Annotated in this window: 22 protein-coding genes; 6 read left to right on the top strand and 16 right to left on the bottom strand. The window is 71.0% G+C overall.

Annotation, left to right across the window (positions count from 1 at the left end):
- Positions 1-101: 101 nt before the first annotated feature.
- The 9 genes from E4T13_RS10125 to E4T13_RS10165 all read right to left on the bottom strand — a co-directional run bounded on the left by E4T13_RS10125 (position 102) and on the right by E4T13_RS10165 (position 8,395).
- Positions 102-1,310 (bottom strand): MFS transporter, encoded by a 1,209-nt coding sequence (locus E4T13_RS10125; protein WP_240791071.1) that lies wholly within the window; start codon positions 1,308-1,310, stop codon positions 102-104.
- Positions 1,307-2,041, bottom strand: coding sequence for a class II aldolase/adducin family protein (locus E4T13_RS10130; protein WP_137178145.1), 735 nt, complete (start codon positions 2,039-2,041; stop codon positions 1,307-1,309). The genes E4T13_RS10125 and E4T13_RS10130 overlap by 4 nt, the downstream gene beginning before the upstream one ends.
- 167 nt (positions 2,042-2,208) lie before the next feature.
- Positions 2,209-3,318, bottom strand: a complete 1,110-nt coding sequence (locus tag E4T13_RS10135; RefSeq protein WP_137178146.1) for a 5-methyltetrahydropteroyltriglutamate--homocysteine S-methyltransferase — start codon at positions 3,316-3,318, stop codon at positions 2,209-2,211.
- Between the two features lie 130 nt (positions 3,319-3,448).
- Complete coding sequence (locus tag E4T13_RS10140) at positions 3,449-4,354, bottom strand: hypothetical protein (protein WP_137178147.1); 906 nt, start codon at positions 4,352-4,354, stop codon at positions 3,449-3,451.
- Positions 4,351-5,343: an MlaD family protein gene (locus E4T13_RS10145; protein WP_137178148.1), complete on the bottom strand. Its 993-nt coding sequence runs from the start codon at positions 5,341-5,343 to the stop codon at positions 4,351-4,353. The genes E4T13_RS10140 and E4T13_RS10145 overlap by 4 nt, the downstream gene beginning before the upstream one ends.
- Complete coding sequence (locus E4T13_RS10150; RefSeq protein WP_137178149.1) at positions 5,340-6,023, bottom strand: hypothetical protein; 684 nt, start codon at positions 6,021-6,023, stop codon at positions 5,340-5,342. The genes E4T13_RS10145 and E4T13_RS10150 overlap by 4 nt, the downstream gene beginning before the upstream one ends.
- Entirely contained in the window at positions 6,020-6,844 is an 825-nt protein-coding gene (locus E4T13_RS10155; protein WP_137178150.1) for an ABC transporter permease, read from the bottom strand. Before E4T13_RS10155 ends, E4T13_RS10150 begins: the two co-directional genes overlap by 4 nt.
- Before the next feature lie 74 nt (positions 6,845-6,918).
- A complete protein-coding gene (locus tag E4T13_RS10160; protein WP_137178151.1) occupies positions 6,919-7,815 on the bottom strand; it encodes a DMT family transporter in 897 nt (298 codons plus the stop codon).
- Between the two features lie 19 nt (positions 7,816-7,834).
- Complete coding sequence (locus tag E4T13_RS10165) at positions 7,835-8,395, bottom strand: hypothetical protein (RefSeq protein WP_137178152.1); 561 nt, start codon at positions 8,393-8,395, stop codon at positions 7,835-7,837.
- 89 nt (positions 8,396-8,484) lie between these two features.
- Here E4T13_RS10165 and E4T13_RS10170 point away from each other — a divergent pair, with 89 nt between their 5' ends.
- The 6 genes from E4T13_RS10170 (at position 8,485) to E4T13_RS10195 (ending at position 15,757) form a co-directional block, all read left to right on the top strand.
- Positions 8,485-9,594 (top strand): AI-2E family transporter, encoded by a 1,110-nt coding sequence (locus E4T13_RS10170; RefSeq protein ID WP_137178153.1) that lies wholly within the window; start codon positions 8,485-8,487, stop codon positions 9,592-9,594.
- 75 nt (positions 9,595-9,669) lie between these two features.
- Entirely contained in the window at positions 9,670-10,635 is a 966-nt protein-coding gene (locus E4T13_RS10175) for a radical SAM protein (RefSeq protein ID WP_170984914.1), read from the top strand.
- 29 nt (positions 10,636-10,664) lie between these two features.
- Positions 10,665-12,959, top strand: a complete 2,295-nt coding sequence (locus E4T13_RS10180; RefSeq protein ID WP_137178154.1) for a xanthine dehydrogenase family protein molybdopterin-binding subunit — start codon at positions 10,665-10,667, stop codon at positions 12,957-12,959.
- Positions 12,960-12,993: 34 nt separating this feature from the next.
- Positions 12,994-13,704, top strand: a complete 711-nt coding sequence (locus E4T13_RS10185; RefSeq protein ID WP_137178155.1) for a metal-dependent hydrolase — start codon at positions 12,994-12,996, stop codon at positions 13,702-13,704.
- A 45-nt stretch (positions 13,705-13,749) separates the two neighbouring features.
- On the top strand, positions 13,750-15,363 hold the full coding sequence (locus tag E4T13_RS10190; protein WP_137178156.1) for an NAD(P)/FAD-dependent oxidoreductase: 1,614 nt from the start codon (positions 13,750-13,752) through the stop codon (positions 15,361-15,363).
- A 4-nt stretch (positions 15,364-15,367) separates the two neighbouring features.
- The gene (locus tag E4T13_RS10195) at positions 15,368-15,757 is read left to right on the top strand and encodes a cytochrome c (RefSeq protein WP_137178157.1); all 390 of its coding nucleotides are present in this window, start codon (positions 15,368-15,370) and stop codon (positions 15,755-15,757) included.
- Between the two features lie 16 nt (positions 15,758-15,773).
- Here E4T13_RS10195 and E4T13_RS10200 read toward each other — a convergent pair whose 3' ends face one another.
- From E4T13_RS10200 to E4T13_RS10230, 7 genes are all read right to left on the bottom strand, one after another.
- Entirely contained in the window at positions 15,774-17,318 is a 1,545-nt protein-coding gene (locus tag E4T13_RS10200) for a SpoVR family protein (RefSeq protein WP_137178158.1), read from the bottom strand.
- On the bottom strand, positions 17,315-18,610 hold the full coding sequence (locus E4T13_RS10205; protein WP_137178159.1) for a YeaH/YhbH family protein: 1,296 nt from the start codon (positions 18,608-18,610) through the stop codon (positions 17,315-17,317). The genes E4T13_RS10200 and E4T13_RS10205 overlap by 4 nt, the downstream gene beginning before the upstream one ends.
- A 175-nt stretch (positions 18,611-18,785) precedes the next feature.
- Complete coding sequence (locus E4T13_RS10210) at positions 18,786-20,732, bottom strand: PrkA family serine protein kinase (protein ID WP_137178160.1); 1,947 nt, start codon at positions 20,730-20,732, stop codon at positions 18,786-18,788.
- 256 nt (positions 20,733-20,988) lie between these two features.
- Positions 20,989-22,950 carry an FAD-dependent oxidoreductase gene (locus tag E4T13_RS10215; protein WP_170984915.1) on the bottom strand — a complete coding sequence of 654 codons (1,962 nt, stop codon included), beginning with the start codon at positions 22,948-22,950 and terminating at the stop codon, positions 20,989-20,991.
- 1 nt (position 22,951) lies between these two features.
- Positions 22,952-23,836, bottom strand: coding sequence for an EamA family transporter (locus E4T13_RS10220; protein WP_137178162.1), 885 nt, complete (start codon positions 23,834-23,836; stop codon positions 22,952-22,954).
- 56 nt (positions 23,837-23,892) lie between these two features.
- On the bottom strand, positions 23,893-25,095 hold the full coding sequence (locus E4T13_RS10225) for a mandelate racemase/muconate lactonizing enzyme family protein (RefSeq protein ID WP_137178163.1): 1,203 nt from the start codon (positions 25,093-25,095) through the stop codon (positions 23,893-23,895).
- On the bottom strand, positions 25,092-26,051 hold the full coding sequence (locus E4T13_RS10230; protein ID WP_137178164.1) for a tripartite tricarboxylate transporter substrate binding protein: 960 nt from the start codon (positions 26,049-26,051) through the stop codon (positions 25,092-25,094). The genes E4T13_RS10225 and E4T13_RS10230 overlap by 4 nt, the downstream gene beginning before the upstream one ends.
- Positions 26,052-26,092 lie beyond the last annotated feature (41 nt).

Genomic DNA, 26,092 nt, shown 5'->3' on the forward strand with positions numbered 1-26,092 from the left:
GCCCGGACCCGGGCCGGAACTGCCGGGCCTGCCCCCGGTGACGCCGCCGCAACCCGGCCCCGAGATCACGCCGCCGGCGACGCCGCAGGAAATCCCGCCAATCACGCCCCCCGGCCCGACGACCCCGCGGCCGGTCGCGTAACCGGCGCCCGCAACAGCATCATCGCGACGAAGGCCGCCAGGCAGAGGCCCGAGGTCAGTGCCAGCGCGGCGCCGACCGAGGCGCGTTCCAGCAGCAGGCCGAAGGCGAAGGGCGACAGTGCCTGAAGGAAGCGCGAGGGCGCTGAGAGCAGTCCCTGCCGCGCGCCGTAGCCGACGGGACCGAATATCGCGAGCGGCAGCGTGCCCTTCACGATCGTCATGATGCCGTTGCCCATGCCGTGCAGCACGGTGAAGGCCGGCGCCGCGACCGGCCCGAACAGCAGCAGCGCGGCGGCGCCGAGCGGATGGCCGAGCGTCGCCAGCCGCCCGGAGACCAACGGATGGAAGCGGCCGAGCAGGCCGAATTCCAGCACGCGTGCTGCGACCTGCGCCGGTCCGACCAGCGCCGCTGCCGCGATCGCCGCGGCTGCGCTGGCGCCGGTCGCCTGCAGCAGCGCCGGAAGATGCGCAGCCATCGCGCCGGCCACCGCCCAGGTCGCGGCGAAGACGAAGGCCAGCAATGGCATGGCGAAGCGCGGGGCCGGCGCGGCCTCGGCGTCTTCCTGCACAAGCTTCTTTTCCGGTGGCGGCGCGGCGGGCAGCAGGAAGCGGTTGATCGGCAGCGCGACGAGCAGGTTGAGCGCCGCCCAGCCGAGGCAGGCGCCGCGCCAGCCCCAGGCTTCCGTCATCAGCGCCGAGAGCGGCCAGCCGACGGTGCTGGCGAAGCCTGCGATCAGCGTGATGCCGGTGATCGGCCCGCGCGCCGCGCGGCCATACAGGCCCGCCAGGGTGGCGAAGGCGGAATCGTAGAGGCCGAGCGCGATGCCGAGCCCGAGTACGAGCCAGCCCGCGATCATCATCGCCGGGCCCTGCGCGAGCGCGAGCAGGACGAGCCCGGCGGCGAGCACGAAATTCGAAGCGACCAGCACGACGCGCCCGCCGCTCCGGTCGATCACGCGGCCGACCCAGGGGCCGAGCACCGCGGAGAGCAGCAGCGCGCCCGAGAACGCGCCGAAAACCCAGGAGGCGGGCAGGCCGAGCGACTCCGCCATCGGCGCCGCCAGAATCGCCGGCAGGTAGTAGCTGCACGCCCAGGCCAGCGTCTGCGTCGTGCCGAGCGCGACGACGACGCGCCGCGAGCCCGGCGGCGCGGCAGGCGCGGCGGTCAAAGCCCGGCGAAGCCGGCGCGCGCCACGCGGTAGTCCCAGCTTCGGCGCAACGGGCGCTCGGTGCGCAGCATCGCGCCGGTCTTGGCGATCTCGCCGGGCGTCAGATAGTCCACCGCGCCGCCCAGCGCCTCGGCCGCGTATTGCAGCTCGGCATTCTCCTTCATGTAGATGGAGACGAAGCAGGCCTCGGGGATCGAGGCGCCGACGCAGACCGCACCGTGGCGCCGCAGCAGCGCGCAGCTGTGCGGACCCAGCGCCTTCGCCAGGCTGTCGGCCTTGGGGATGGTGTCGATCAGCATGTTGGTGTCGCCGAACTCGTCCTGGCTGTCCCAGAGCGGGATCGTGGCGCCGATCACCGAGCCCATGTGGAAGACCGGGCGCAGCGGACGCTGCGTGACGGTGAAGGGCAGCACCGGGCGGGCGTGGTGATGCACCACGCAGTTGACGTCGGGCCGCACGGCGAAGATGCGGGCATGCAGCACCGTTTCGAGATACGGGCGGCGATGGCCGGCATTCTCGGGCGTCGCCTCGAGGTCGAAGCGGATGAGGTCGTCGCGCGAGACGACCTCCGGGCTGCGCGAGCGCGAGAGCCAGAAGCGCGAGGGGTCGCGCGGGTCGCGGACGGACACATGGCCGAAATCGTCCACGACATCCTCGCGGGCGAGGATGCGGTTGGCGATGACGAGATCTGTGAGCAGCGATTCCAGTTCGCGGTCGGTGGCAAGGCTCATGCGGTGGTCCCCCTCACCCGCGAGGCTACTCCCTCGCCTGCGCGCGGGGGAGGGTCAGGATTCTGCGAGGGTTCGCACTCGACGATGGGCGAAGTGGTCCGTGCCCTCACCCCATCCCTCCCCCGCTTCGCAGGGGAGGGAGGCGCCGGGCGAGACGGGAAGGTTCGCTACAGGCTGCCCCAGACCTCCTCCGCCACTTCCACGCAGCGGCGCAGCTTGGCCCATTGCTCCTCGACCGTCAGCACGTTGCCTTCCTCGGTGGAGGCGAAGCCGCATTGCGGGCTGAGGGCGAGCTGGTCGAGCGGCGCGTATTTCGCCGCCTCCTCGATGCGGCGCTTCAGCAGGTCCTTGGATTCCAGGTCGCCGCGCTTGGAGGTGACGATGCCCAGCACGACCGTCTTGCCCTTCGGCAGGAAGCGCAGCGGCGCGAAGCTGCCGGAGCGCTCGTCATCGTACTCCATGAAGTAGGCATCCACATTGATGCCGTTGAACAGCACCTCCGCGACCGGGTCGTAGCCGCCTGAGGCGATGTGCATGGAGCGGAAATTGCCGCGGCAGAGATGCATGGAGACCACCATGTCCTGCGGCCTGCCGTCGATCGCGCGGTTGATCAGGGCGGCGTATTTCTGCAGCAGCCCCTCCGTTTCCTCGCCGCGCGCCTTCAGCCCGGCAATCTGCTCAGGGTCGCAGAGATAGGCGATGTTCACCTCATCCAGTTGCAGGTAGCGGCAGCCCGCCTTCGCGAAATCCTGCACCGCGTCGTGATAGGCCGCGCCGAGATCGGCGAAGAAGCCGTCCATCTCCGGATAGGTGTGGGTGTCCACCGCGCGCCTTCCGCCGCGGAAATGCAGGACGCTTGGCGAGGGGATGGTGATCTTCGGCACCGCGCCGCCGGCATTGTCGCGCACGAACGCAAAATCCTGCACGAAGGGATGGCCGGCATAGTGGATGCGGTCCGTCACCTTCAGCCCATAGGCCTTGGTCTGGCCGCCCTTGAACTGGATGCCCTGGTCGCTCTCGTACATCTCGACGCCGCCGAGCCTGGCGAGGAAGTCGAAATGCCAGAACGCGCGGCGGTATTCGCCATCCGTCACCGCCTTCAGCCCCACCGCCTTCTGCTGGGCGATGACATCGCGGATGAAGCGGTCCTCCACCTCGCGCAGCGCCTCGGCGGAGATGGTGCCGGCGGCCCGGGCGGCACGCGCCTCGCGCAGCGGGATGGGGCGCAGCAGGCTGCCGACATGGTCGGCGCGGAAGGGCGGCATGGTGCCGGGCATGGGCTTCCTCCTTCGGCCGTCCTGCGGCCTTGCATGCAACGGAGCCGTGACGCGGGCAGGCGAGGCCCTCCGCGTCGGCCCAGTTCCTTAACCGGCGCATACCATCACGGGTCCGCTGCATGCAATGCGGCTAGTTTGCCCGCGCCAGGGAAGCGGCGCTGCGGCGTGCCTCCGCCCGCAATTGCGGCCGCCCGGCGGCCTGCGCCAGCCGCGCCGCCTGGTCCAGCCAGCGCCGCGCATCGGCGCGTTCGCCGCGCGTCGCCGCGCTCTGTCCGGCGCGCAGCAGCAGGTCGGCGGCTTCGGCGCGCTCGCCCAGCCGGGACCGCGCCTCGCCTTCCAGCGCCAGAGCGCGCGAGACGCCGCGGTAATCCAGTGCATCCTGCCGCAGCGTGGCGGCCTGCGCCGCCAGCGCCGCCGCGCGCCGGTCCTCGCGCGCCAGCAGCGCGCGATGCGCCGCAAGCTCCACCGCGTCGGCCTGGAAGGCCGGCTGCGCCGCGCCCTGCAGCGCGGCGATGGCAGCATCCAGCCCTGCGGCGTCGCCCTGGCCGGCGGCGATCAGCCCCAGCAGGAACCAGGCGCGCAACGCGGCCGCCGCGTCTTCCTGCGCACGCGTTGTAACGGCGGCGGCGATCGGCCTGGCCTCGTTGTCGCGGCGCAGGCGGTGAAGCGCGGTCGCCTCCACCAGCATCAGCCGCGGCACGTCCGTACGGCCGCGCCGGGCGAGATCGGCGCGCACGTCGCGGGCGACGCGCAGCGCGCCCGCCGCATCGCCCTGCGCCAGCAGCGCCGTCGCCTGACCGAAGCCGGTGTCCGCGATGGCCTCGGCATCGTCGCGTTCCCGCGCGCGTTCCAGGGCATCGGCGTAGAGCCGCGCGGCGCTTTCGGGCTGGTCGAGCTCCAGCGCGTCGCGGCCGGCGCGCGCGAGCCGCGTCAGCACCTCGTCCTGCGAGGCGTCGGTCGTGGCTTGCTGCGCACCGCCGCCGCAGCCGGCCAGCAGCGTGCAGGCCAGCAGCAGCGCGGGAAGCCCGCGGATCACGGCCGCACCCGGTCGGCGGGCGGCCGAAGCTGTTCCGCCTGACCGCGCGCGCCGGCGCCGCCCAGCAGCCAATTGCCGCGAAGCTGGCTGGCAAGCTGCTCGACGCTGCGAGCGGTCTGCTGCAACTGCACCACCGCCGCCGGCAGCGGCTGAGACGCGCGCTCCACATTGCGCACGATGCGCGTGACGCCCGGGGTTGCGCCCGCGATCGCCTCGCTCGCGCGTTCCAGCGCGGCCATCGTCTCGTTGGCGCGGGCGACCAGCGCAGGGATGCCTTCCGCCTCCCCTTCCCCGGCGAGTTGCGCCGCCATGCCGCGAAGCTGCTGCGCCGTGGCATCGAGCGTTTCCAGCATGCCGTTGACGCGGCGCGCCGCTTCCTCGGCCTGGTCGGCGATGGTCCGGTCCGACAGCAGCCGGCCGACGGTGCCCTCGCCGCGCTCCAGCCGGGCCGCGACCTCCGAGAAGGCGCGGGTACCGCGCTGCAGGTCGTCGAACACGGGCACCACGCGGTTGCGCAGCTCCTCCAGCAGCGCGCCGGCGGTGGCGGTTGCGGCTTCCTCCACCTGCGCCTCGATCACGGGATTGCCGCTCCAGTCGAGCGGCGCCGCCTCTCCGCGGGCGATGTCGAGATAGGCCGGTCCGGCAACACCGAACCGCTTTCGGATGGTCGCGACGCTGTCGGTGCGGATGAAGACCTTCGCCTGGTCGTCGATGCGCAGCTCCGCGCGGATGCGCCCCTCGGGCGCGACGATGATGCGACGCACGGCGCCGACGCGGATGCCCAGCACCTCCGCCTCGCTGCCTTCGGACAGGCCGGCGAGGCCGCCTTCCTCCGGCATCAACACCGTCAGCTCCTCGCCGCCGGCGAAGAACTGCGTGATGACGCTGCGCTGGATCGCTGCGCCGAGGAAGATCGCGACGGCGAGCAGCACCAGCGCGCCGACCCAGCGATCCGTATGCCGCAGCCGGACCCGATCCTCCTCCGTCATGCTGGCGCGAGCCCCTCGGCGCTCAGGCAGAGGCGGCGCGCCCCTCGCAGCGCCGGGCCGTCCCAGGCCAGGCGCGAGCGGCTCAGCCAGATCGCGGCGACCCCTTCGCCAAGGGCGCGCTGCAGCTTGCGGCGCAGCGGCTCCGCCAGAGCTTCGGCCGATTCGGCGTCGCGTGGGCTTTCCAGCAGCAGCAGCGCGGGATGCTGCAGAAAGGCGCGCGCACAGCCGGCGCGGGCGAGGTCCAGGCGCGACAACTCGTGCGGCGTCGCGTCCGGGATGCCATCGAGGCCGAAGTCGCGCGCCAGCGCCGCCGCTTCCGCCCTGAGTTCCTCCGCAGGGCGCGTGCCGTGGTGGCGGCAGGCCAGCAGCATGCCCAGCTCCATGTCCAGGTGCGGCAGCCAGCCATCCGCGGCCGGCGCGATGCCGATGCGGCCGCGCAGCGCCTCCGCCTGACGCCGTGGCAGCGTGGCGATCGTCTCGCCGAACAGCGTGACCCTGCCGGATCGCAGGGCGGGAAGCCCGGCGCAGAGGCCGATCAGCGCGCGCGCCTGGTCGGCGTCCGGCGCCTCGACCAGCGCCAGTTCGCCGGCATCCAGGTGCAGCCTGATCGGGCCGACCAGAGCGGACTCCTCGGCCTCCGCAGGGACCGCGTCGGCGATGTCCAGCACGGGCGCGCTCACGAGAAGGCCATGGTGAGCAGCGTGCTGGCCAGCAGCACGGCGAGGACGCCGCGCACGAAGCCACGCGGGAGCAGGTAGGAAGGCGTGTCGCGCCGCGTCGCCGACATGCCTGTGATCGCGGAGGTCAGCGCCACGAGGCTGCCGATCAGCACGAGCTTCACGGCGAACAGCACGAAGTCGCGGCGCTGCGTGGCCGCAATCACCTCGCCGGCCAGGGCGAAGGCACCGGGATGGCGCAGGCCGAGCACCTCCGCCGCCAGCCACCCGCTGCCGAGCGCGGCCAGCAGGAAGAAGACGCCGAGCGCGAAGCCGGCGATCGCCATGGCGGCGACGCGCGGCAGCACCAGCAGCGTGAAGGGATCGATGCCTTGCGCCTCCAGCAGGTTGAGCTGGCCGGCTGCCTTGATCGCGCCGAATTCCACCACGGCGACCGTGCCGCTGCGCCCCAGCAGGATCAGCCCGACCAGCACGGGCGCCGTCTCCCGCACCAGCACCGTCACCAGGATGCCGCCGGCAAGCCCTTCCTGCCCGACATAGGCGAGCCAGGATATCGCCTGGAATACGATGCCGAGACCCACGATCACGCCGGTGGCGATCGCCGTCATCAGCCCGCCGAGCATGGCCAGGCGCAATTCGCGGCGGAATTCCTGCCGCACGGTGCCAAGCCGCCACACCCGGCGAGTCGCGGCCTCGGTTACCACGCCCAGGGCCAGCGCGGCCGTGGCCAACGCCACCTGCGCGCCGCGCCGCGGCGGTGCGCCGATCCTCTCGAGCATCCGTGGCACCAGCGGCCGGCGTCGCGCCGCTCCGGTCGCGGACAAGGCGGACCCTCCCCAGGCGCGGCACGACACGCGCACGCAACAGCCTATCGCTCAGAGGCCGTCCGTAGTTCCCCTTACGCCGCGCGGGCCGCCTTCGCGCGCACCCGCTCGCGATGCGCCATGTAGAGCCCGCTCGCAGCGATCACCGCCGCACCCAGCAGCGTATAGCGGTCCGGCACGGTGCCGAAGACGAACAGGCCGAGCAGGCCGGAGAACACCAACTGCACATAGGAAAAGGGCGCGAGCACCGAGGCCGGCGCGGCACGATAGGCGAGCACGACCAGATACTGCGCGATGGAGGACACCAGGCCGATCAGCAGGCCGATCCCCACCTGCGCCGCATCCGGCACCACCGCGTCGAAGGGTAGCAGCAGGCTCAGCACCACGAAGCCGGTCGCGGCGGTCCAGAACAGCGTTGTCGCGGTGTCGTCCTGCGTGCCGATCCGCCGCGTCGCGATCACCGCGCAGGCCCAGGCGGCGGAGGAGAGCATGGGCAGCAGCGCCTCCACCCGGAAGGCCTCCGCGCCGGGGCGGACGATGATGAGCATGCCCAGCATCCCCACGCCGATCGCCGACCAGCGGCGCCAGCCCACGCGCTCGGCCAGGAAGATGACGCTGAGCACGGTGACGAAGGCGGGGGAGACGAAATTGATCGCCGTCGCCTCGGCCAGAGGCAGGAAGCGCAGCGCGACTATGAAGGCGACCGCCGAACCTACCACGGTCAGGCCGCGCAGGATCTGCAGGATCGGCACGCGGGAGGCGAGCACCGCGCTGCCGCCGCGGCGCATCAGCGGGATGGCGGCCAGCGCCAGGAAGGCGGCATAGCGCAGCCAGGCGATCTCCACCGGCGGCAGCGTCTCGCCGAGATGCTTGGCCAGCGCGTCGGAGACGGAGAACAGTGCGATGGCCGAGAGCAGCAGGGGTATGCCGCGCATCGGCTCGTCACGCGGCGCGGCGCCCGGCTGGGTCATGGCCGGGGCTGGAGGGCGCTCAGCCCGGGCCTTTCCCCGGCGCGCCGACCGCGTTCAGCGCAACCAGGCCGGCGGCCAGCCGCACCAGGCTGCGCGCCGCCCGCAGGCGGATCGCGGCCTGCCCCTCCACGCCCTCCGGCAGGGTGCAGCCGGCGAGCGTGATGGCGGCGCCGAGGATCCGCGCCTCCAGCGCGGCGGTCAGCGTGGCGGCATCGGCGGCGCGGCCGAATTCGCTGTCCAGCGCCTCCCCGGCGCGATCCACCTCGGCTTCCACACGCGCATCCTCCGCGGCGATGCCGAGGATCTCGGCAGGCGGGTCCGGTTCCTCGCCGGCATGCACGGCAAGCAGGCCAAGCGCGGCGAGCAGCGCCTGCATCGGGCCATGCGCGTCGCCGCGCTCGGCAAAGGCGCCGAAGGCGACGGCCAGCGCAGCCTCGCCCAGCACGCCGCGCGCTTCCGGATCGAGCGCCGTGGGCGGATCGGCGTCCTCGCCCGGCGTCGGCGGCACCTCGCCGGACGCGCAGGCGCGGCACAGCGTGGCAAGGGCATCGAAGAGTCGCTGGTCGGATTGTGTGCTCATGCCGCGGATCCCGGTTGCCGGGCGCGGCGCCGAACGCCCGGTGCCGTTGCACGTTGGAGCAGGCGAAGCCGGAAGGGAACAGGCGCAGCGTGGATGACGCGGAAATGGCGGCTCGGCGGGACGATACCCCGCGCGCCGGGGAGCCGCTGCCGCCGAACCGGTGGCGCGGCGAGGTGGCGTTTCTGCGCCGAACCTTCATCGTGGCAGGCGTGATCGTGCTGCTGCTGTTCCTGTGGACGGTGCGCGGGGCCCTTCTGTTGGCCTTCGCGGCGATCCTGGTGGCGGTGCTGATCCGCGCCGTGGCGGAGCCTCTGCATGGGCGGCTGCGGGTCCCGAAGGGTCTGGCGGTGCCGCTTGCCTGCCTGCTGATCGGGCTGCCGCTTGCGACGGTCGTGGTCCTGGTCGGCAGCGAGATGCAGGCCCAGGTGATGACGCTGCTTGAGAACCTGCCGGAAGCGGCGGCGGCGATCGAGCGCGAATTCGGGCTGCAGATCCCGATCCCCGGCACTGGCGAATCGGGCGCGGCGGCCGATGCCTCGACGGTCGGCCAGGTCGCGCGCCAGGCCGCTTCCGTGGCGCTGACTGCGGTGGACTGGCTGGCGGGGGCGGCCATCGTGATCGTCGGCGGGATCTATTTCGCCAGCGATCCGCGGCTGTACCGGGGCGGCGTGGCGCATCTGCTACCTAAATCGCAGCAGGCACGCGGACGTGATGCGCTGGACGCCACGGGGCGGGCGCTGCGGCTGTGGCTGCTGGCGCAGCTTGCGGCGATGGCCGGCGTCGGCACGCTGACAGGGCTGGGCGCCTGGGCGATCGGGCTGCCGGCGCCGCTGGCGCTTGGCCTTTTCGCGGGCATGGTCAACATCGTGCCGCTGCTGGGGCCCTTCATCGGCGCGGTGCCGGGCGTGCTGCTGGCCTTCAACGAGGGCTGGGAGATGCTGGCCTGGACGGCGGCGCTCTACACCGTCGTGCAGCAGGTGGAGGGCAACATCCTGACGCCGATGCTCAGCCAGCGCATGGTTTCGATCCCCTCCGCCCTGCTGCTCTTCGCGGTGGTGGCCTCCGGCGCCGCGCTGGGGATCGGGGGCGTGCTGATGGCGGCGCCGCTGACCGTGGTGACGGTGGTGCTGGTGAGCAAGCTCTATGTGCGCCAGACGCTGGGCCAGCGGGTCGAGGTGCCCGGCGAGGCGGAGGATTGACCGCCGCCGCCCCGCCGCGCGTAACCTTGGCGTGACCCCGCGGCGAACACGCGCCCGACAGCCCCAGGAGTATTCGTGTCCGTCCGCAGCCTGGCGACGCCGCCGCCCCTGAGCCCCGGCAAGTTCCGCGACCCCGTCCTGACCGCGAAGGGGGAACGCCGCGCCGCGGTGGCGCCCACCGGCCTGCGGACGCTCTGGATCAACACGGGCACGCTGTGCAACATCACCTGCGCCAACTGCTACATCGAGAGCAGCCCGCGCAACGACGCGCTGGTCTACATCTCCGCCGCGGAGGTGAAGGCCTACCTGGACGAGGCCGCGGCGCGGGGCGACGGGCTCGCGGAAGTCGGCTTCACCGGCGGCGAGCCCTTCATGAACCCTGACCTGCTGGCGATGCTGGCGGAGGTGCTGTCCAGGCCCGGGCTTGCCGCCATCGTGCTGACCAATGCGATGCAGCCGATGCGGCGCCATGCGGCCGGCCTGCTGCGGCTTCGCGACCGCTTCGGGACGGAGCGTCTGACCCTGCGCGTCAGCCTGGACCACCACGAGCCGGCGCATCACGACGTGGAACGCGGCGAGGGCAGCTACGCGAGGACGCTGGAAGGCTTGGTGTGGCTGGCGGCGCAGGGCTTCCGCCTGCATGTCGCCGGCCGCGCCGGCTTCGGGGGCGAGGACGAGGCCAGCATGCGCGCGGGCTTTGCGCGGCTGTTCGCGCAGCATGGCATTCCCGTGGATGCCGACGATCCCGTCGCGCTGATGCTGTTCCCGGAAATGGACGCAGGCGCCGACGTGCCGGAGATCACGGAGGCGTGCTGGGGCATCCTGCACAAATCGCCGGACAGCGTGATGTGCGCCTCCTCCCGCATGGTGGTGAAGCGCAAGGGCGCGGCGCGGCCGGCGGTGCTGGCCTGCACCCTGCTGCCCTATGATCCACAATTCGAACTCGGCGCGACACTGGCCGAGGCGATGCGGCCGGTGGCGCTGAACCACCCGCATTGCGCGCGCTTCTGCGTGCTGGGCGGCGCGGCCTGCTCGCGCTGAGCCGCGTCCGGGGGTAGCATCGGGCCATCATGGCCTTCGATGCGCTGCCTGGCCTCGGCCAGCCTCTCCGCCGGCTCGAGGATCCGCGGCTGCTGACCGGCGGCGGGCGGTTCACGTCTGATCTCCCCGCCGCCGGCGCGCTGCATGCGGTGTTCCTGCGCTCGCCTTACGCGCATGCGCGCGTGCTGCGCGTGGACAGCGATGCGGCGCGCGCGATGCCCGGCGTCGTCGCGGTGTTCACCGCGGAGGACACCGCGTCACTCGGCCACAGCCCCGCGCTGACCGAGATCTTCGATCCCGCCGGCAGGCGCCATGCCGAGCCGCCGCGCCTGCCCATCGCGCCCGGCATCGTGCGCCATGTCGGCGAGATCGTCGCGATGGTGGTGGCGGAGACCGCGCACCAGGCGCGCGACGCGGCGGAGGCCGTAGAGGTGGAGTACAATCCCCTGCCGGCGCTGATCCGGCCGGAGGATGCGCTGGCCGAGGGCGCGCCGGCGATCCATGCGGAAGCACCGGGCAACCTGGTCTGCGACTGGCACAAGGGCGATGCCGAAGCGGTGGACGCGGCCTTCGCGCGCGCCGCCCATGTCACGCGCGTCGCGATCCGCTCGCCGCGCATCGTCGCGGGCTATATCGAGACCCGCGCGGCGCTGGCGGAATGGGCTCACGGGCAGGTGACGCTGATCACGCCGTCCCAGGGCGTGCATGTGCTGCACCGGCTGCTCTGCGACCATGTGCTGCGCTGGCCGCGCGAGAGGCTGCGCGTGGTGACGCCGGATGTGGGCGGCGGCTTCGGGCCAAAGCTGCCGCTCTATCCCGAGCAGACGCTGGTCTGCTTCGCCGCGGACCGGCTGCGGCGCGCGGTGCGCTGGGTGCAGGACCGCACAGAGCACCATCTGGCGGATACGCATGCGCGCGACCTGGTTGCGGAGATCGCGCTTGCGCTGGATGCCGAAGGCCGCTTCACGGCGCTGCGCGTGGAGGCCATCGCGAATTTCGGCGCCTATGTCTCCGCGGTGACGCCCTCCATCCCGACCGGCGGCCTTGCGAAGGTGATCACCGGCCTCTACGCCATCCCCACCGCGCATATCCGCATGCGCTGCGCCTTCACCAACACCGTGCCGGTGGATGCCGTGCGCGGCGCCGGCAAGCCGGAGGCGCTGGTGCTGCTGGAAGGCGCGGTGGACCAGGCGGCGCGCGAAACGGGACGCGATCCGGTCGCGCTGCGCCGGCTGAACCTGGTGCCGCGCGACGCCTTCCCCTATCGCACCGCGCTCGGCTTTTCCTACGATAGCGGCGACTATCATGCGCTGCTGGATGCGGCGCTGGCGGCGGCGGATGACGCCGGCTTCGCCGCACGCCGCGCCGCCAGCGCAGCGCGCGGCATGCTGCGCGGCCGCGGGATTTCCTGCCACCTGCACGGCTCCGGCGGCTGGGGTGACGAGACCTCCATCGTGCAGGTGCTGCCGGACGGCACCATCGCGGCGCGCACCGGCACGCAGAGCCAGGGCCAGGGCCATGCCACGGCCTATGCGCAGGTCCTGGCCGCCGCCTTCGGCGTGGAGCCCGCGCGCGTGCACATCCTGCAGGGCGACAGCGCGACCATCCCGCGCGGCGGCGGCACCGGCGGCTCCTCCTCCACGATCGTCTCCGGCACCACCTTCGTGCGCGCCGCGGAGGCCGCGATCGAGGCCGGCATGGACGCTGCGGCCGAGGCGCTGGAAGCCGCAAAGGCCGACATCGAATGGCAGCACGGCGCCTATGCCGTGGCCGGCACGGACCGGCGCATCGGCCTGTTCGACCTCGCGGCGCGCGGCGGCACGATCGAGGGACGCGCCGACTTCGCCGACACCGTCGTCACCTGGCCCGCCGGAATCGCCGTCGCGGAAGTGGAGGTTGACGCGGAGACGGGTGCGGTCACGCTCGATCGCTTCAGCGCCGCGGTGGACGCCGGAACCGTGGTCAACCCGATGCTGCTCGCGGGCCAGTTGCACGGCGGCTTCGCTGCCGGCATCGGCGGCGCGCTGCTGGAGGAAGCCGTCCACGACGCCGACGGCCAGCTTCTGACAGCGACGCTGATGGACTACGCCATGCCGCGCGCCGCGGACCTGCCGGATTTCCCGCACGTGCTGGCGCCGGTGCCCTCCCCCAACAACGCGCTCGGCATCAAGGGCGTGGGCGAGTTGCCGACCAATGGCGCGCCGGCCGCGGTGGCGAACGCCGTGCGTGATGCGCTCGGCGGAGCATCGGTCGCGCTGCCGATGACGCCGCGCAACGTCTGGGCGGCACTGTCCGGCTTACGGGGCGCCACCAGCCTCGGCTAGAACCCCGCATCGCGGCTTTCGGGAGAACGCAGCCATGAAGCTCACCTGGTTCGGCCATTCGGCGTATCGGCTGGAATTCGGCAAGTCGGTCGTGCTGATCGACCCCTTCCTCACCGGCAACCCGTCCTTCAAGGGCGATGCGGAGCAGGCCTCGGCCGGCGCCACGCATGTGCTGATCACGCATGGCCACGCCGACCATGTCGGCGATGCGCTGGCGATCTCGCAGCGCACCGGCGCGAAGGTGGTGGCGAACTACGAGATCTGCATGTGGCTCGCGCGCCAGGGCCTCAAGGCGATGGACCCGATGAACACGGGCGGCACCACCGACCAGGGCGAGTTCAGCGTGACGCTCACCATCGCCTTCCACTCCTCCTCCGTGATGGATGAGAACGGCGTCACGCAGGATCTCGGCCTGCCCGGCGGCATCGTGGTGACGCCGAAGGATGCGGCGGAGCCGACCGTCTATCACATGGGCGACACCGAGATCTTCTCCGATATGGCGCTGATCGGGGAACTGCACGCGCCGAAGGTCGCGATCGTGCCGGTGGGCGACCGCTTCACCATGGACGGCAAGCGCGGCGCGCTGGCCGTGCGGCGCTTCCTGCCGAGCGTGACGACGGCGATCCCCTGCCACTGGGGCACCTTCCCGATCATCGCGCCGACGCCCGACGCCTTCGTGCAGGCGATGGAAGGCGCGACGGCGAAGGTCGTGGTGCCGGAGAAGGGCAACACCGTCACGCTGTAGCGCGCGCGTCCGCGCCTCGTTACGCTCCGCCCCGTGGAGGGACCCATGGGCGCGGAGCGGACAGACATGGCGGCGGGCGGCACCAGCCGCCGCGCGCTGCTCGCGATGATCGGCACCGTCGCCGGCAGCGCAGCGATGTATCATGCGATGACGCGGCTGGGCTTCGCCGCGGACAGCACCTATCGCGGCCTGCCGAACCTGCAGGGCGCACCGCCCGGCAGCACCGTGCTGGTGCTCGGCGCGGGGCTTGCGGGCCTGACCGCGGCGCTGGAACTGCGCAAGGCGGGCTACCAGGTCGAGGTGCTGGAATACCAGCAGCGCGCGGGCGGACGGAACTGGACGCTGCGCGGCGGCGACATCGTCACCGAACTCGGCGGCGGCGTGCAGCATGTGGGCTTCGACGCCGGGCAATACGTGAACCCCGGGCCGTGGCGGATCCCCTATCACCACGCCGCGGTGCTCGATACCTGCCGGCGCCACAACGTGGCGCTGGAGCCCTTCATCCAGGTCAACAACAACGCGCTGCTGCACAACAGCCGCGCCTTCGGCGGCAAGCCGGTGCGCTGGCGCGAGATCCAGGCGGATTTCCAGGGCCATGTCGCGGAGCTTCTCGGCAAGGTGACGAATGCCGGCGCGCTGGATGGCAGCGTCAGCAAGGACGACAAGGAGTTGCTGCTGGAGGCGCTGCGCCAATGGGGCGCGCTGGATCGCAACATGGCCTATGTCGCCAACCGCGCCAGCAGCGAACGCCGCGGCTATGCCTCCCCGCCCGGCGGCGGCATCGCCGGCGCGCCGCGCTTCTCCGATCCGCTGTCGCGCGAGGACGTGCTGGATTCGCGGCTGTGGGTGTGGCTGGCGGAAGCCTTCATCTACGAGTTCCAGACCACGATGTTCCAGCCCGTCGGCGGGATGGACGCGATCGGCAAGGCGCTGTTCGCCGCGCTGGGGCCGGAGGCGATCCGCTTCGGCCGCAAGGTGACGGAGATCCGCCAGGACGCGGATGGCGTGCGCGTGGTGCATGTGGATGCCGCGCAGGGCGGGGAGGCGCTGACCAGCACGGCGCAATGGTGCGTCTGCACCATTCCGCTGACGGTGCTGAGCCAGACGCAGATCGACTGTTCGCCGGCGCTACGCGCGGCGATCGACGCGGTGCCGTATTTCTCCGTGGTGAAGGCGGGGCTGCAGTTCAAGCGCCGCTTCTGGGAGGAGGATGACGGAATCTTCGGCGGCATCTCCTACACCGACCTGCCGATCACCTCGATCTCCTACCCCTCGCATGGCGCCTTCTCCGGCGGCAAGGCGGTGCTGCAAGGCGCCTATGCGTGGGAGAACCCGGCCTCCTACGCGCTGACCTCGCTCGATCCGGCGGAACGCGTGCGGCAGATCGTGGAGCACGGCGCCGCGCTGCATCCGCAGTACCTGCACGAATACGAGAATGGCGTGGCGGTGGCCTGGCATCGCGTGCCCTGGACACTGGGCTGCGCCGGCAACTGGAGCGATGAGGCGCGCAGGGACCACTACGCCGATCTCTGCGCGCTGGACAACCGGCTGATCCTGGCAGGCGAGCATGCCTCCTACCTGCCGGCCTGGCAGGAGGGCGCGATCCTGTCCGCGCTGGATGCGATCGAGCGGCTGCATCGCCGCGTGATGGGAGGCTGAGGCGATGCGACGCTGCACCCTGGCGCTGGCGCTCGCCGCGCTCGCACTGCCGGCCTTCGCCGATTCCAGCGGTCCGGCACCGATCTTCGCGCCGCACCGCATCGCCGCGCAGGATGGCGAGGGCATCTACCGCACCGTCTGCCAGGGCTGCCACATGCCCGATGGCCGGGGTGCGCAGGGCGCGGCGCGATACCCCTCGCTCGTCGCCAATCAGAACCTGGCCGCCGGCGGCTATCCCGTGACGATCATCGTGCAGGGGCTGCGCGCCATGCCGCCGGTCGGCGCGATGATGGACGATGCGCAGGTCGCGGCGGTGGTGAACTACATCCGCACACATTTCGGGAACAGCTACACCGATGCCGTCAGCGCGGAGGATGTGAAGGCGGTGCGCTGAATGCGGCGCTGACGCGCTATTCCACGATGCCGGGACGGGCGCCGGCGTGGTGCTCCCGCAGGACCGCGCCGGTCGTCGCGTCCACCTCGCGCAGCAGGACGCCATATCCCCACAGGTCCGCCAGATGCTGCAGCACCGCGCGCGCCTCGTCCGGTTCCAGCATCTGCCGCTGCAGCACGCGATGGTGCAGGATCAACCGCCGGTCGCCGATCAGGTCGACATCCTCCACCTGGATGTCGGGATCGAGATGGCCGACATCGTATTGCCGCGAGAGTGCGCGCCGCAGCCGGCGATAGCCGCGCTCGTCATGGATGGCGCCGACGCGCAGATCCTCCTCCTGCTCGTCATCCACCAGGTGGAACAGGCGCAGCTTGCGCATGAGCCGCGGCGAGAGGTACTGCGCGATGAAGCTGTCGTCGCGGTGGTTGGCCCAGGCTTCCCGCAGCGCGCCTTCCGCATCGCCGCAGCCGGCGAGGTCGGGGAACCATTCGCGGTCCTCCGCATCGGGAGTGGTGGCGATGCGGGCAATGTCCTCCATCATGGCAAAGCCGAGCGCATAAGGATTCAGACCGCCATAGCGGGGATCATCGAAGGTCGGCTGGAACACCACGTTGGTGTGGCTGTGCAGAAATTCCAGATACTGGCCGTCGGTGAGCCGCCCCTGCTCGTGCAGCCGCGTCATGATGCGGTGATGCACCCAGGTGGCGCAGCCCTCGTTCATCACCTTGGTCTGGCGCTGCGGATAGAAATACTGTTCGACGTGGCGGACGATGCGCAGGATCTCGCGCTGCCACGGCCGCAGGCGCGGTGCGGTCTTCTCCAGGAAATACAGGATGTTTTCCTGCGGCAATTGCAGCAGGGCGCGGCGACGCGCTTCCTCGGCCTTCGCAGCGGGGGCGTTGCGTGGCCCGGGAATGGTGCGCCAGAGATCGTCGTAGATCCGCTCCTCGTGCTGGCGCCGCTCGCGTTCGCGCCGCTCCTCGCTGGCGAGGTCGGGGATGCGCCGGCGCGGCACGCGGAACACGCCCTGGGACGACAGCGCATGCGCGGCGTCCAGCACGCGCTCCACGGCCGCTTCGCCGTATTTGTCCTCGCAATTCATGATGTAGCCGCGGGCGAATTCCAGGTAGTCGAGGATGCCGTGCGCGTCCGTCCATTCCAGGAACAGGTGGTTGTTGCGGAAGAAGTGGTTGTGGCCGTATGCGGCGTGCGCGATCACCAGCGCCTGCATCGTCGCCGTGTTCTCCTCCATCACGTAGCAGAGGCAGGGGGAGGAGTTGATGACGATCTCGTACGCCAGGCCCTGGAAGCCCTTGCGGTACATCGTCTCGTGCCGCGCGAAGCGCTTGCCGAAGGACCAGTGGCGGTACAGCACGGGCATGCCGTTCGCGGCATAGGCGTCCAGCATCTGCTCGGCGGAGATCACCTCGATGCGCGTGGGATAGAGCGAGAGGCCGAGCTCGCCGGTGGCGATCTCGCCGCAGGCATCGTGGATGCGGCGCAGCGTGTCGAAATCCCAGTCGGCGCCCTGGAACAGCAGCTTGTCGCGGAGCCCGCTCACTTCCCCGCTTCCTCCATCGCGCCCTTGCGGAACAGGTCGCGGAACACCGGGTAGATGTCCTTGCGGTGACGCACCTTGCGCATCGCCAGCCGCGGCTCCTCCGCGCGCAGCCGGCCATAGGTGCGCCACAGCTCCGTCTCGCGCGGCATGAAGCCGATAGGGCCGCCATCATCCTCGCGGCCGACTTCCAGATAGGCGAAATACTGGCAGGCGGGGATCACGCGGTTCATCAGCAACGCGGCGGTGCGGTCGTTGTCGGCGGAGGTGTTGTCGCCGTCCGACGCCTGCGCCACGTAGATGTTCCAGTCCGCCGGGCTGTAGCGCGCATCCATCACCTTGATCATCTCCTCGAAGGCGGTGGAGACGACGGTGCCGCCGGTCTCGGGGCTGCGGAAGAAGGTCTCCTCGTCAACCTCCTTCGCCTCATGGGTGTGGCGGATGAAGACCACGTCCACGTGCTTGTAGCGGCGACGCAGGAACAGGTGCAGCAGCAGGTAGAAGCGCTTCGCCAGGTCCTTCATGCCCTCCGTCATGCTGCCGGAGACATCCATCAGGCAGAACATGACCGCACGCGCGATGGGCCGCGGCGCCGGCTCGAACTGTCGGTAGCGCACGTCGATCGGGTCGATGTAGGGAATGCGCAGCGTGCGGTTGCGCAACCTGGCGATGCGGATGCGCAGCGCCTCTGCTTCCGAGGGGTCGTTCTCCTCCGCAGTGCGCAGCGCGTCTTCCAGTTCCTCCAGCTCATCCGGCTTCGGCCGGCGCAGCGCGAGCCGGCGCGACAGAGCGTTGCGCATGGTGCGGCCGAGCGCGAGATTGGCCGGCGAGCCCTGCGTGGCGAAGCCCGCGCGCCGCACGCCGGAGGCATCGCCCTCCACCACGCGCTTCTTTGCGAGTTCCGGCAGTTCCAGGTCTTCCAGGAACAGCTCCAGGAACTCCTCCTGCGTCAGCGCGAAGCGGAACGCGTCCTCGCCCTCGCCGTCAGGGCTGCCCTCGCTGCCGCCGCCACCCTCGCCGCCCTGCGGGCGGGGGATGGTGTCGCCTTCCAGGTATTCCTTGTTGCCGGGCAGCACATGCTCCCGGAAGCCGCCGCCGGCGCGGCGCAGATGCGGCTCCTTCACGCCGGAGGCGGGGATGGTCACCTCGCCGCCGCGCTCGATGTCCTTCAGGCTGCGCTCGCCTGCCGAGTTTCGCACCGCCTCGCGCACCATGTCCTTGGCGCGTCGCAGGAAGCGCTGGCGGTTCGCGAGGCTCTTGCCGCCCGGGTTCAGGCGGCGGTCAACGATCTGCATTATCTGCTGCCCTCAGACGCCGGGCGCCGCCTCCGGCGGCTTGGCTGCGCGCAGGCCACTGGCGTGCCCGGCGTCACGGGTGGTGTGTGCGCGGGCCGCGTTCGCGGCCTCGGCCCGCCTAGAGTGAGGCGGGCCGCCATCTCCTGACAGGAAATGGCGGCTCCCATGTCCATGGTCAGCCCGACTGCTTGACGCGCATGTACCACTCGACCAGGCGCCGCACCTGGCGTTCCGTGTAGCCGCGGCTGACCATGCGGCGGACGAACTCGTCGTGCTTGCGCTCGCTGTCCTGGTCCTTCTTTGAGCCGAAGGAGATCACCGGCAGCAGCTCCTCCACCTGGCTGAACATCCGCCGCTCGATCACCTCGCGGATTTTTTCGTAGGACGTCCAGGCCGGGTTCTTCCCCGCGTTCGAAGCACGGGCGCGGAGGGAGAACTTCACCACCTCGTTGCGGAAGTCCTTGGGATTCGCGATGCCCGCGGGCTTCTCGATCTTCGTCAGCTCCTGGTTCAGCGCCTCGCGGTTCAGCAGCTGCCCTGTGTCGGGGTCCTTGTAGTCCAGGTCCTCGATCCAGGCGTCGGCATAGGACACGTAGCGATCGAACAGGTTCTGGCCGTAGTCGGAATAGCTTTCCAGATAGGCCTTCTGGATCTCGTTGCCGATGAACTCGGCGTAGCGCGGCGCCAGCTCGCCCTTGATGAATTCCAGGTAGCGCTTTTCGGTGTCGTCGCCGAACTGGTCGCGGCGGATGGATTGCTCCAGCACGTACATCAGGTGCACCGGATCGGCCGCGACCTCGGTCGTGTCGTGGTTGTAGGTGGCGGCCAGCACCTTGAAGGCGAAGCGGGTGGAGATGCCGTCCATGCCTTCGTCATTGCCCGCGGAATCGCGGTATTCCTGCAGGCTGCGCGCGCGCGGATCGGTTTCCTTCAGGCTCTCGCCATCATAGACCCGCATCTTGGAGAACAGGTTGCTGTTCTCATGCCGCTTCAGCCGCGAGAGCACGGAGAAGCGCGCCAGCATCTCCAGCGTGCCGGGCGCGCAGGGTGCCTCCGCCAGTTCGCTGCCGGCGACCAGCTTCTCGTAGATCTTCTGCTCCTCCTGGGCGCGGAGGCAGTACGGCACCTTGATGACGTAGATGCGGTCGATGAAGGCTTCGTTGTTGCGGTTGTTGCGGAAGGTCTGCCATTCTGCCTCGTTCGAATGCGCCATGATGATCCCGTTGAACGGGATCGCGCCGATGTTCTCCGTGCCGATGTAGCTGCCTTCCTGCGTCGCGGTCAGCAGCGGGTGCAGCATCTTGATCGGCGCCTTGAACATCTCGACAAATTCGAGCATGCCCTGGTTCGCGCGGTTCAGCCCGCCCGAGAAGCTGTAGGCATCCGGGTCGTTTTGCGCATGCAGCTCCAGCTTGCGGATATCCACCTTGCCCACGAGGGAGGAGATGTCCTGGTTGTTCTCGTCACCCGGCTCGGTCTTGGCGATGGCGATCTGACGCAGCCGCGACGGGTTGAGCCGCACCACCTTGAAGCGGGATATGTCGCCGCGGAACTCGTCCAGCCGCTTCACTGCCCATGGCGACATGAAGCCGCCGAGACGCCGACGCGGGATGCCGTAGCGGTCCTCCATCACGGCGCCGTGCTTCTCCACGTCGAACAGGCCGAGCGGGCTCTCGAACACCGGCGAGACCTGATCGCCCGCCTTCAGAGCATAGACGGGCATCACCTCCATCAGCGCCTTCAACCGCTCCGCCAGCGACGACTTGCCGCCGCCAACGGGGCCGAGCAGATACAGGATCTGCTTGCGCTCCTCGAGGCCCTGTGCGGCGTGGCGGAAGAAGCCGACGATGCGCTCGATCGTCTCCTCCATGCCATAGAACTCGGCGAAGGCGGGGTATCGGCGGATCGTGCGGTTGAGGAAGATGCGGCCGAGCCGCGGGTCCTTCGCGGTATCCAGCAGCTCCGGCTCGCCGATGGCGGCGAGGATGCGTTCGGGCGCGGAGGCGAACATGCCGGGATCGGTGCGACAGGCTTCGAGATATTCCTGCAGCGACATCTCGGCGTCGCGGCGCCTGTCGTAGTCGCGGGCGTAGCCGGAGAAGACGTCGTCGGTGATCAGCATCAGCCGCTCCACATCGCCAGTCCAGGCGGCAACGGAACGTGCATGTAACCGGCGGGATGCTCCCCTCCTGTCACGCCTCCGTGTCCCCTGTTCGACCCGCGATAGATGGTAGCATTTTCGCCGCGCGCCATGCCACGAAATGCATCATCTGCCTCAGGTGGCGGCGAAGTGCTTTGCCGTAACTTGCGATTCTGCCTGCGAAGGCGTCACTCCATGTTGCATTCCGTCACGCAGCTGCGATCCCACACGACATTATCTACACGGAATCCGCCGCCGCCTGTCCTTCGCGCACGGCCGAGAGCATCAGGCGCGGCGCCAGTGCGTCTCCGACGAGTCGCACCGCCAGCCCCGCCGCGCGCAGCGGCCCCGCCAGGTCGTCGCGCGGTACTCGTGACGTCGCGTAGGTAAAGAGATCGACACCGGCGATCCGCTCCTCCGCGCCGGTGAGCGCATGCCGCAGCGTCAACACGCTGTCGCGCAGCGAGACGGCGTCACGGCAGGCGAGCAGCGTGACGCCCTTCGCCGCCAGTCGTTTGTGAACGCCCTGTGCGACGAGCAACGGCGAATCGCGCGCGATCGCATCGCGAGGCGTCACGAGCGTCACGCGATCGAAGTGCGACGCCAGCAACTCCGCCGCGTCGTACGTCGCCGGCGTCGCATCCAGATCGAGCAGCACCGCCAGGCCCCCGCGTCGCGCGGGATTGTCCAGCAGCGCGGCGGCGGCGGCGCGGATGTTCTGCGCCGCGCCCGCCGGGTCTTCGAAACCTGGCGGCGGCGGCATCGCGGCACCCGTCGCGAGGATCACGCTGTCCGGATCGGTGTCGCGGATCGAGGCGAGATCGGCGGCGGCACCCAGGCGCCACGTCACGCCTGATGCCTGCGCCCGGGCCATGAGGTGTGCAATGGCCCGGGCGATGTCTGCGCAGCCGGGCAGGCGCGCATGCAGCGCGGCCGCGCCGCCGGGCGCCGGCGCCGCGCCGATGAGCGTCACGTGATGACCGCGCTCCGCCGCCCCCACCGCCGCCTGCAGCCCGGCCATGCCGGCGCCGACCACCGTCACGCGCTTCGGCTGGGCCGCGCGTTCCACCGGCTTCCCGTCGCGGGGTGAGCCGGCATGCGGGTTCACGCTGCAGCCGGTGGCAACGCCACGGTGGATCTCGCCCCAGCAGGCATTGCAGCCGATGCAGGGGGTGATGGACGCGGCGCGCCCGGCCGCGGCCTTGGCGGGCCAATTGGGGTCTGCCAGCAGCGGGCGCGCCAGCATCACCAGGTCGGCATCGCCGCTGGCCAGGATGTCCTCCGCGATGTGGGGCGCCTGGATGCGACCGATGGCGGCGATGGCGACCGGCCCCGCGGCTTGCCGCATGGCGCGCCACAGCGCGCGATAGGGCGCGACGGGATCGTGCATGTCCGGTGCGTGCAGATGCAGGGCCCAGCCATTGCTGTGGCTGCCCTGGCTGAAGCAGAGCCAGTCCGGCGGCACGTCGGCGACGATGTGGCGCACCAGGCGCTGCGCCTCCGTCACGTCGATGGAGCCGGGCACGCCGTCATCGGCCGGCAGCTTGAGGCCGATCAGGAATCCTGCGCCGCAACGGCTGCGGATGGCGCGCAGGATCTCCCGCACGAACAGGCTGCGCCCCGCCGCATCGCCGCCCCAGCGGTCCGGGCGGCGGTTGGTGACGGGCGAGAGGAACTGCAGCGGGAGAAAGCCGTGGGCAGCCGAGACTTCCACGCCCGCGAAGCCGGCGCGCAGCAGGCGCTCCGCGCTGGACGCATAGTCCTCGACGAGACCCGCGATCTCGGCATCGGAGAGGATGCGCGGCACCGTCCACGACATGCCGTCCGGCACGGCGGAAGCGCCGACGGCGTCCAGCCCGCGCGGCCCGTGATGGGCAGAGCCGCCATGCCAGAGCTGCCCGACGGGCAGCGCGCCCTGCGCCGAGACCGCCTCCGCCACCCGGGAAAGGCCGGGCAGCGCCGCTTCCTCGAAGGCGGAGACGCGGACCGGCGTGGCAGCGGAAGGGGCGGCGGCCAGCGCCTCCGTGACGACCAGGGCGGCGCCGCCGGCGGCGCGCGCGGCCAGATGCGCCACCTGGCGTTCGCTGATGCGGTAGGGATCGCCGTAGCGGGTGGACAGGGCCGCGAAGCCGATGCGGTTCCTGAGGGTGCGGCCCGCCAGGGTCAGCGGCGCGAACAGGTGCGGAAAGGCAGCGTCCATCTCAGTTCCCCTGCTTCGCCGGCATCTCGAACAGCACCAGCCCGGCGACCACCAGCACAACCCCGGCCCATTGCAACGGCGCCAGCCATTCGCCGAGCAGCGCCATCGCGAACAGGATGCCGAAGACCGGCTCGACATTGCTCAGCATGGTCGCCCGCACCGGGCTCACGTAGCGGAAGCTGGCGAGGAACATCAGCAGGCCGAGCGTCGTGCCGAGACCCGCGCCGAGCACCCCGAGCCAGCCGATCGTCCCGGCCGGGAAGGCCCAGGCGCCGAGCGCGGTGGTGAGCCCGCCGGTCAGCCCGGCGCTGACCAGCGCGACGAGCAGGTTGATCGGCGCGCTGCCGGCAAGCTGTCGTGCGCGGGCGGAGAAGGCGATCATCCCCGTCACCGCCACGGAGGCCAGCGCCGCCAGCAGGATGCCGCGCGGATCGAGCCCGTCGAAGGCGGTGCCGATGGCGAGCCCCAGCCCCGCCAGCACCACCAGCGCCAGGCCGAGCTTGCGCAAAGTGAAGCGCTCCTTGCCCTGCCAGTGCCACAGCGCCGCGATCAGCAGCGGATGGGTGAAGAACACCAGCAGCGCCAGCCCGACCGGGATGAACGCCACGGCGCCGACGAAGCCGTAGGAGACGACGGCGCTGAGCGCCCCGGCCGCGAGGCTCGGCCGCAGCGCGGCGGGCGGCAGCCTGAAGCCTTCGCGCGTCGCGGCCAGCAGCAGCGCGATCAGCACCACGCCGACCGCGGCGCGCAGCGTCGCGACCGTCAGGGTGTTGCCGCCGGCCTCGAAGGCGAAGCGCGCCGCGGTGGGCGACATCGCGAAGGCGGCGCAGGACGCCAGCACGAGCAGGATGCCGGCGATCTGGCGGCGTTTTTCGTCTGGCGGCATCGCCGCGGATGGTGCCCCGGCCCCGTCGGGTTGCGAACCCCGCCGGGGCCGGCACGCTACGCCCGGCTCTCCCGCGTGGCGGCCCGCTTGCGTGTGTCAGGCGTCAGCTTCGTCCCGAGGCCCGGCCCCTGCATCGGCAGCACAAAACCCTTCTCCAGCACCGGCAGGTCGGTCACCAGCTCCCGATACCAGGTGGCGAGCGTCGCACGCACCACTTCCTGGAAGATGGCGGTCGCGGCGTGCAGGGCGAAGTGCAGGCTGGCGACCAGCGTCACAGGCCCGGTGCAGTCATGCGGCGCCACGGGGCGGGCCCAGGCCTCGGCCATCGCGGCGATCTTGCGCGCCTCGGTCAGGCCGCCGCACCATGTCAGGTCGAGCATCACCACATCGGTGCCGCCGGCCACCAGCAGGTCGCGGAAGGCCACCTTGCCGCCCAGCGTCTCGCTGGCGCAGATCGGCACGCCGGGTGCGGCGCGGCGCAGCTCCGCCAGGCTCAGCGCGTCGTCCATTTTTCCGAGCGGGTCTTCCACCCAGAAGGGCTGCAGCGGGGCCAGCGCGTTGCAGATGCGGGCCGCTGCCGGCAGCGACCACAGCGAGTGCAGCTCCGCCATCACCTCGATCCGGTCGCCCACCGCGGCCCGGATCTTTTCGAACGGCTCGAGGCCGCGCTTGAGGTCATCCAGGTTGATGAGCTGGCCGCCCGACGCCGCGGCGGCGCCGTCGAAGGGCCAGATCTTCATCGCGGTGAAGCCCTCTTCGAGGAGGGAATGCGCCAACTCGTCGGCCGAGCGCATGAAGGCGATCTGGTCGTCATAGGGGCCGGTGGCGTTCTCCTTGCCGTCCACCTCGCGCCGAATCTGGCGCGAATTGTAGTCGTAGCCCGCGCAGGTGTTGTAGGCGCGGATGCGGTCGCGCGAGAGGCCGCCCAGCGCCTCATGCACCGGCACGCCGAGCCGCTGCCCCGCCAGGTCCCACAGCGCGATGTCCACCGCGGAGGCGGCGCGGATCTCCGCCGAGGAGGAGCCGAACCCGACATAGGGCGTCATCAGCCATCGGTGATGCCGCTCGATGTCGCGCGCATCCTTCCCAAGCAGGTAGGGCGCAACGAGGTCATGGATCTGGCCTTCCACCGCGGCGGCGCCGCGAAAGGCCTCGCCGAGGCCGGTCAGGCCCTCGGCGGTCTCGATCTCGACCCAGCAGAGATTGGCGCGCTCCGCCACGCGCAGCGTGCGGATCGCGGTGATGCGGGAAGCGGTCATTCCGCGCGGATCCCCTGCTTGCGCACCACCTCCGCCCAGCGGGCGACTTCCGTGCGGACATGGGCGCCCATCTGCTCCGGCGTGCCGCCGAGCGGCGTGACGCCGAGGGTCGCCATCCGCTCCCGCACCTTCGGGTCGGCCAGGGCGCGGCCGAAGGCGGCGTTCAGCGCGGCGACGGCGGCAGGCGACGTGCGCGCGGGCGCGAGGAAGCCGAACCAGCTGTCGATCGCCATGCCCGGCACGCCCTGCTCCGCGAAGGTCGGCAGGTCCGGCAGTTCCGGCAGGCGCTCCGCGCTCACCGCGGCCATCGGGCGCACCGTGCCCGCGCGGATATGCGGCAGGATGGAGGGCAGGTTGTCGAAGAACACGTCGATGCGCCCGGCGACGAGATCGGTGATGGCGGGGCCGCTGCCGCGATAGGGCACGTGCTGCATCTCGATCCCGGTGATGGAGCGCAGCAATTCCGGCCCAAGATGGTTGGACGCGCCGACGCCGGAGGAGCCGAAGGTGAGCTGGCCCGGCCGGCTGCGCGCGAGCGCAAGCAGTTCCTGCACGTTCTGCGCCGGCAGGTCGCGGCGCACGGACATCACGTTGCGCACAGCGCCGGTGAGGATCACCGGGGTGAAGTCGTTGAGCAGGTCGTAGCCGGGATTGGCGTAGAGCGAGGGGTTCGCACCGCAGGGGCCGAAGGCGCATTGCAGCAGGGCGGTGCCGTCGGCCGGCGCGCGCGCCGCCTCGGTCGCGGCGATGTTGCCGCCGGCACCGCCGCGATTCTCCACCACCGCACCGCGCGGCAGGTAGGGGCCGGCCGCCTCGGCCAGGAGCCTGGCCATGATGTCGCTGGTGCCGCCGGGCGGAGCGGGGATGATCAGCCGCACGGGACGGTCGGGCAGGTCTGCCGCAAGAACCGGCGCGGCGAGCAGCGCGGCGGCGAGGGCGATCAGTACTCTTCGCATGGGACGTTTCCTTCCTTCGTTCCTTGGGAGGTCAGCCGGGC

It is taken from the genome of Roseomonas sp. AR75 (genome assembly GCF_005222815.1).
Classification (GTDB): domain Bacteria; phylum Pseudomonadota; class Alphaproteobacteria; order Acetobacterales; family Acetobacteraceae; genus Falsiroseomonas.

What these genes read in the sequence shown, in the direction of transcription:
- E4T13_RS10205 (WP_137178159.1), bottom strand. Translation starts at nt 18,610, where the DNA reads ATGCAGATCGTTGACCGCCGCCTGAACCCGGGCGGCAAGAGCCTCGCG.
- E4T13_RS10210 (WP_137178160.1), bottom strand. Translation starts at nt 20,732, where the DNA reads ATGCTGATCACCGACGACGTCTTCTCCGGCTACGCCCGCGACTACGAC.
- E4T13_RS10230 (WP_137178164.1), bottom strand. Translation starts at nt 26,051, where the DNA reads ATGCGAAGAGTACTGATCGCCCTCGCCGCCGCGCTGCTCGCCGCGCCG.
- E4T13_RS10225 (WP_137178163.1), bottom strand. Translation starts at nt 25,095, where the DNA reads ATGACCGCTTCCCGCATCACCGCGATCCGCACGCTGCGCGTGGCGGAG.
- E4T13_RS10195 (WP_137178157.1), top strand. Translation starts at nt 15,368, where the DNA reads ATGCGACGCTGCACCCTGGCGCTGGCGCTCGCCGCGCTCGCACTGCCG.
- E4T13_RS10185 (WP_137178155.1), top strand. Translation starts at nt 12,994, where the DNA reads ATGAAGCTCACCTGGTTCGGCCATTCGGCGTATCGGCTGGAATTCGGC.
- E4T13_RS10135 (WP_137178146.1), bottom strand. Translation starts at nt 3,318, where the DNA reads ATGCCCGGCACCATGCCGCCCTTCCGCGCCGACCATGTCGGCAGCCTG.
- E4T13_RS10145 (WP_137178148.1), bottom strand. Translation starts at nt 5,343, where the DNA reads ATGACGGAGGAGGATCGGGTCCGGCTGCGGCATACGGATCGCTGGGTC.
- E4T13_RS10215 (WP_170984915.1), bottom strand. Translation starts at nt 22,950, where the DNA reads ATGGACGCTGCCTTTCCGCACCTGTTCGCGCCGCTGACCCTGGCGGGC.
- E4T13_RS10160 (WP_137178151.1), bottom strand. Translation starts at nt 7,815, where the DNA reads ATGACCCAGCCGGGCGCCGCGCCGCGTGACGAGCCGATGCGCGGCATA.
- E4T13_RS10180 (WP_137178154.1), top strand. Translation starts at nt 10,665, where the DNA reads ATGGCCTTCGATGCGCTGCCTGGCCTCGGCCAGCCTCTCCGCCGGCTC.
- E4T13_RS10220 (WP_137178162.1), bottom strand. Translation starts at nt 23,836, where the DNA reads ATGCCGCCAGACGAAAAACGCCGCCAGATCGCCGGCATCCTGCTCGTG.
- E4T13_RS10130 (WP_137178145.1), bottom strand. Translation starts at nt 2,041, where the DNA reads ATGAGCCTTGCCACCGACCGCGAACTGGAATCGCTGCTCACAGATCTC.
- E4T13_RS10190 (WP_137178156.1), top strand. Translation starts at nt 13,750, where the DNA reads ATGGGCGCGGAGCGGACAGACATGGCGGCGGGCGGCACCAGCCGCCGC.
- E4T13_RS10165 (WP_137178152.1), bottom strand. Translation starts at nt 8,395, where the DNA reads ATGAGCACACAATCCGACCAGCGACTCTTCGATGCCCTTGCCACGCTG.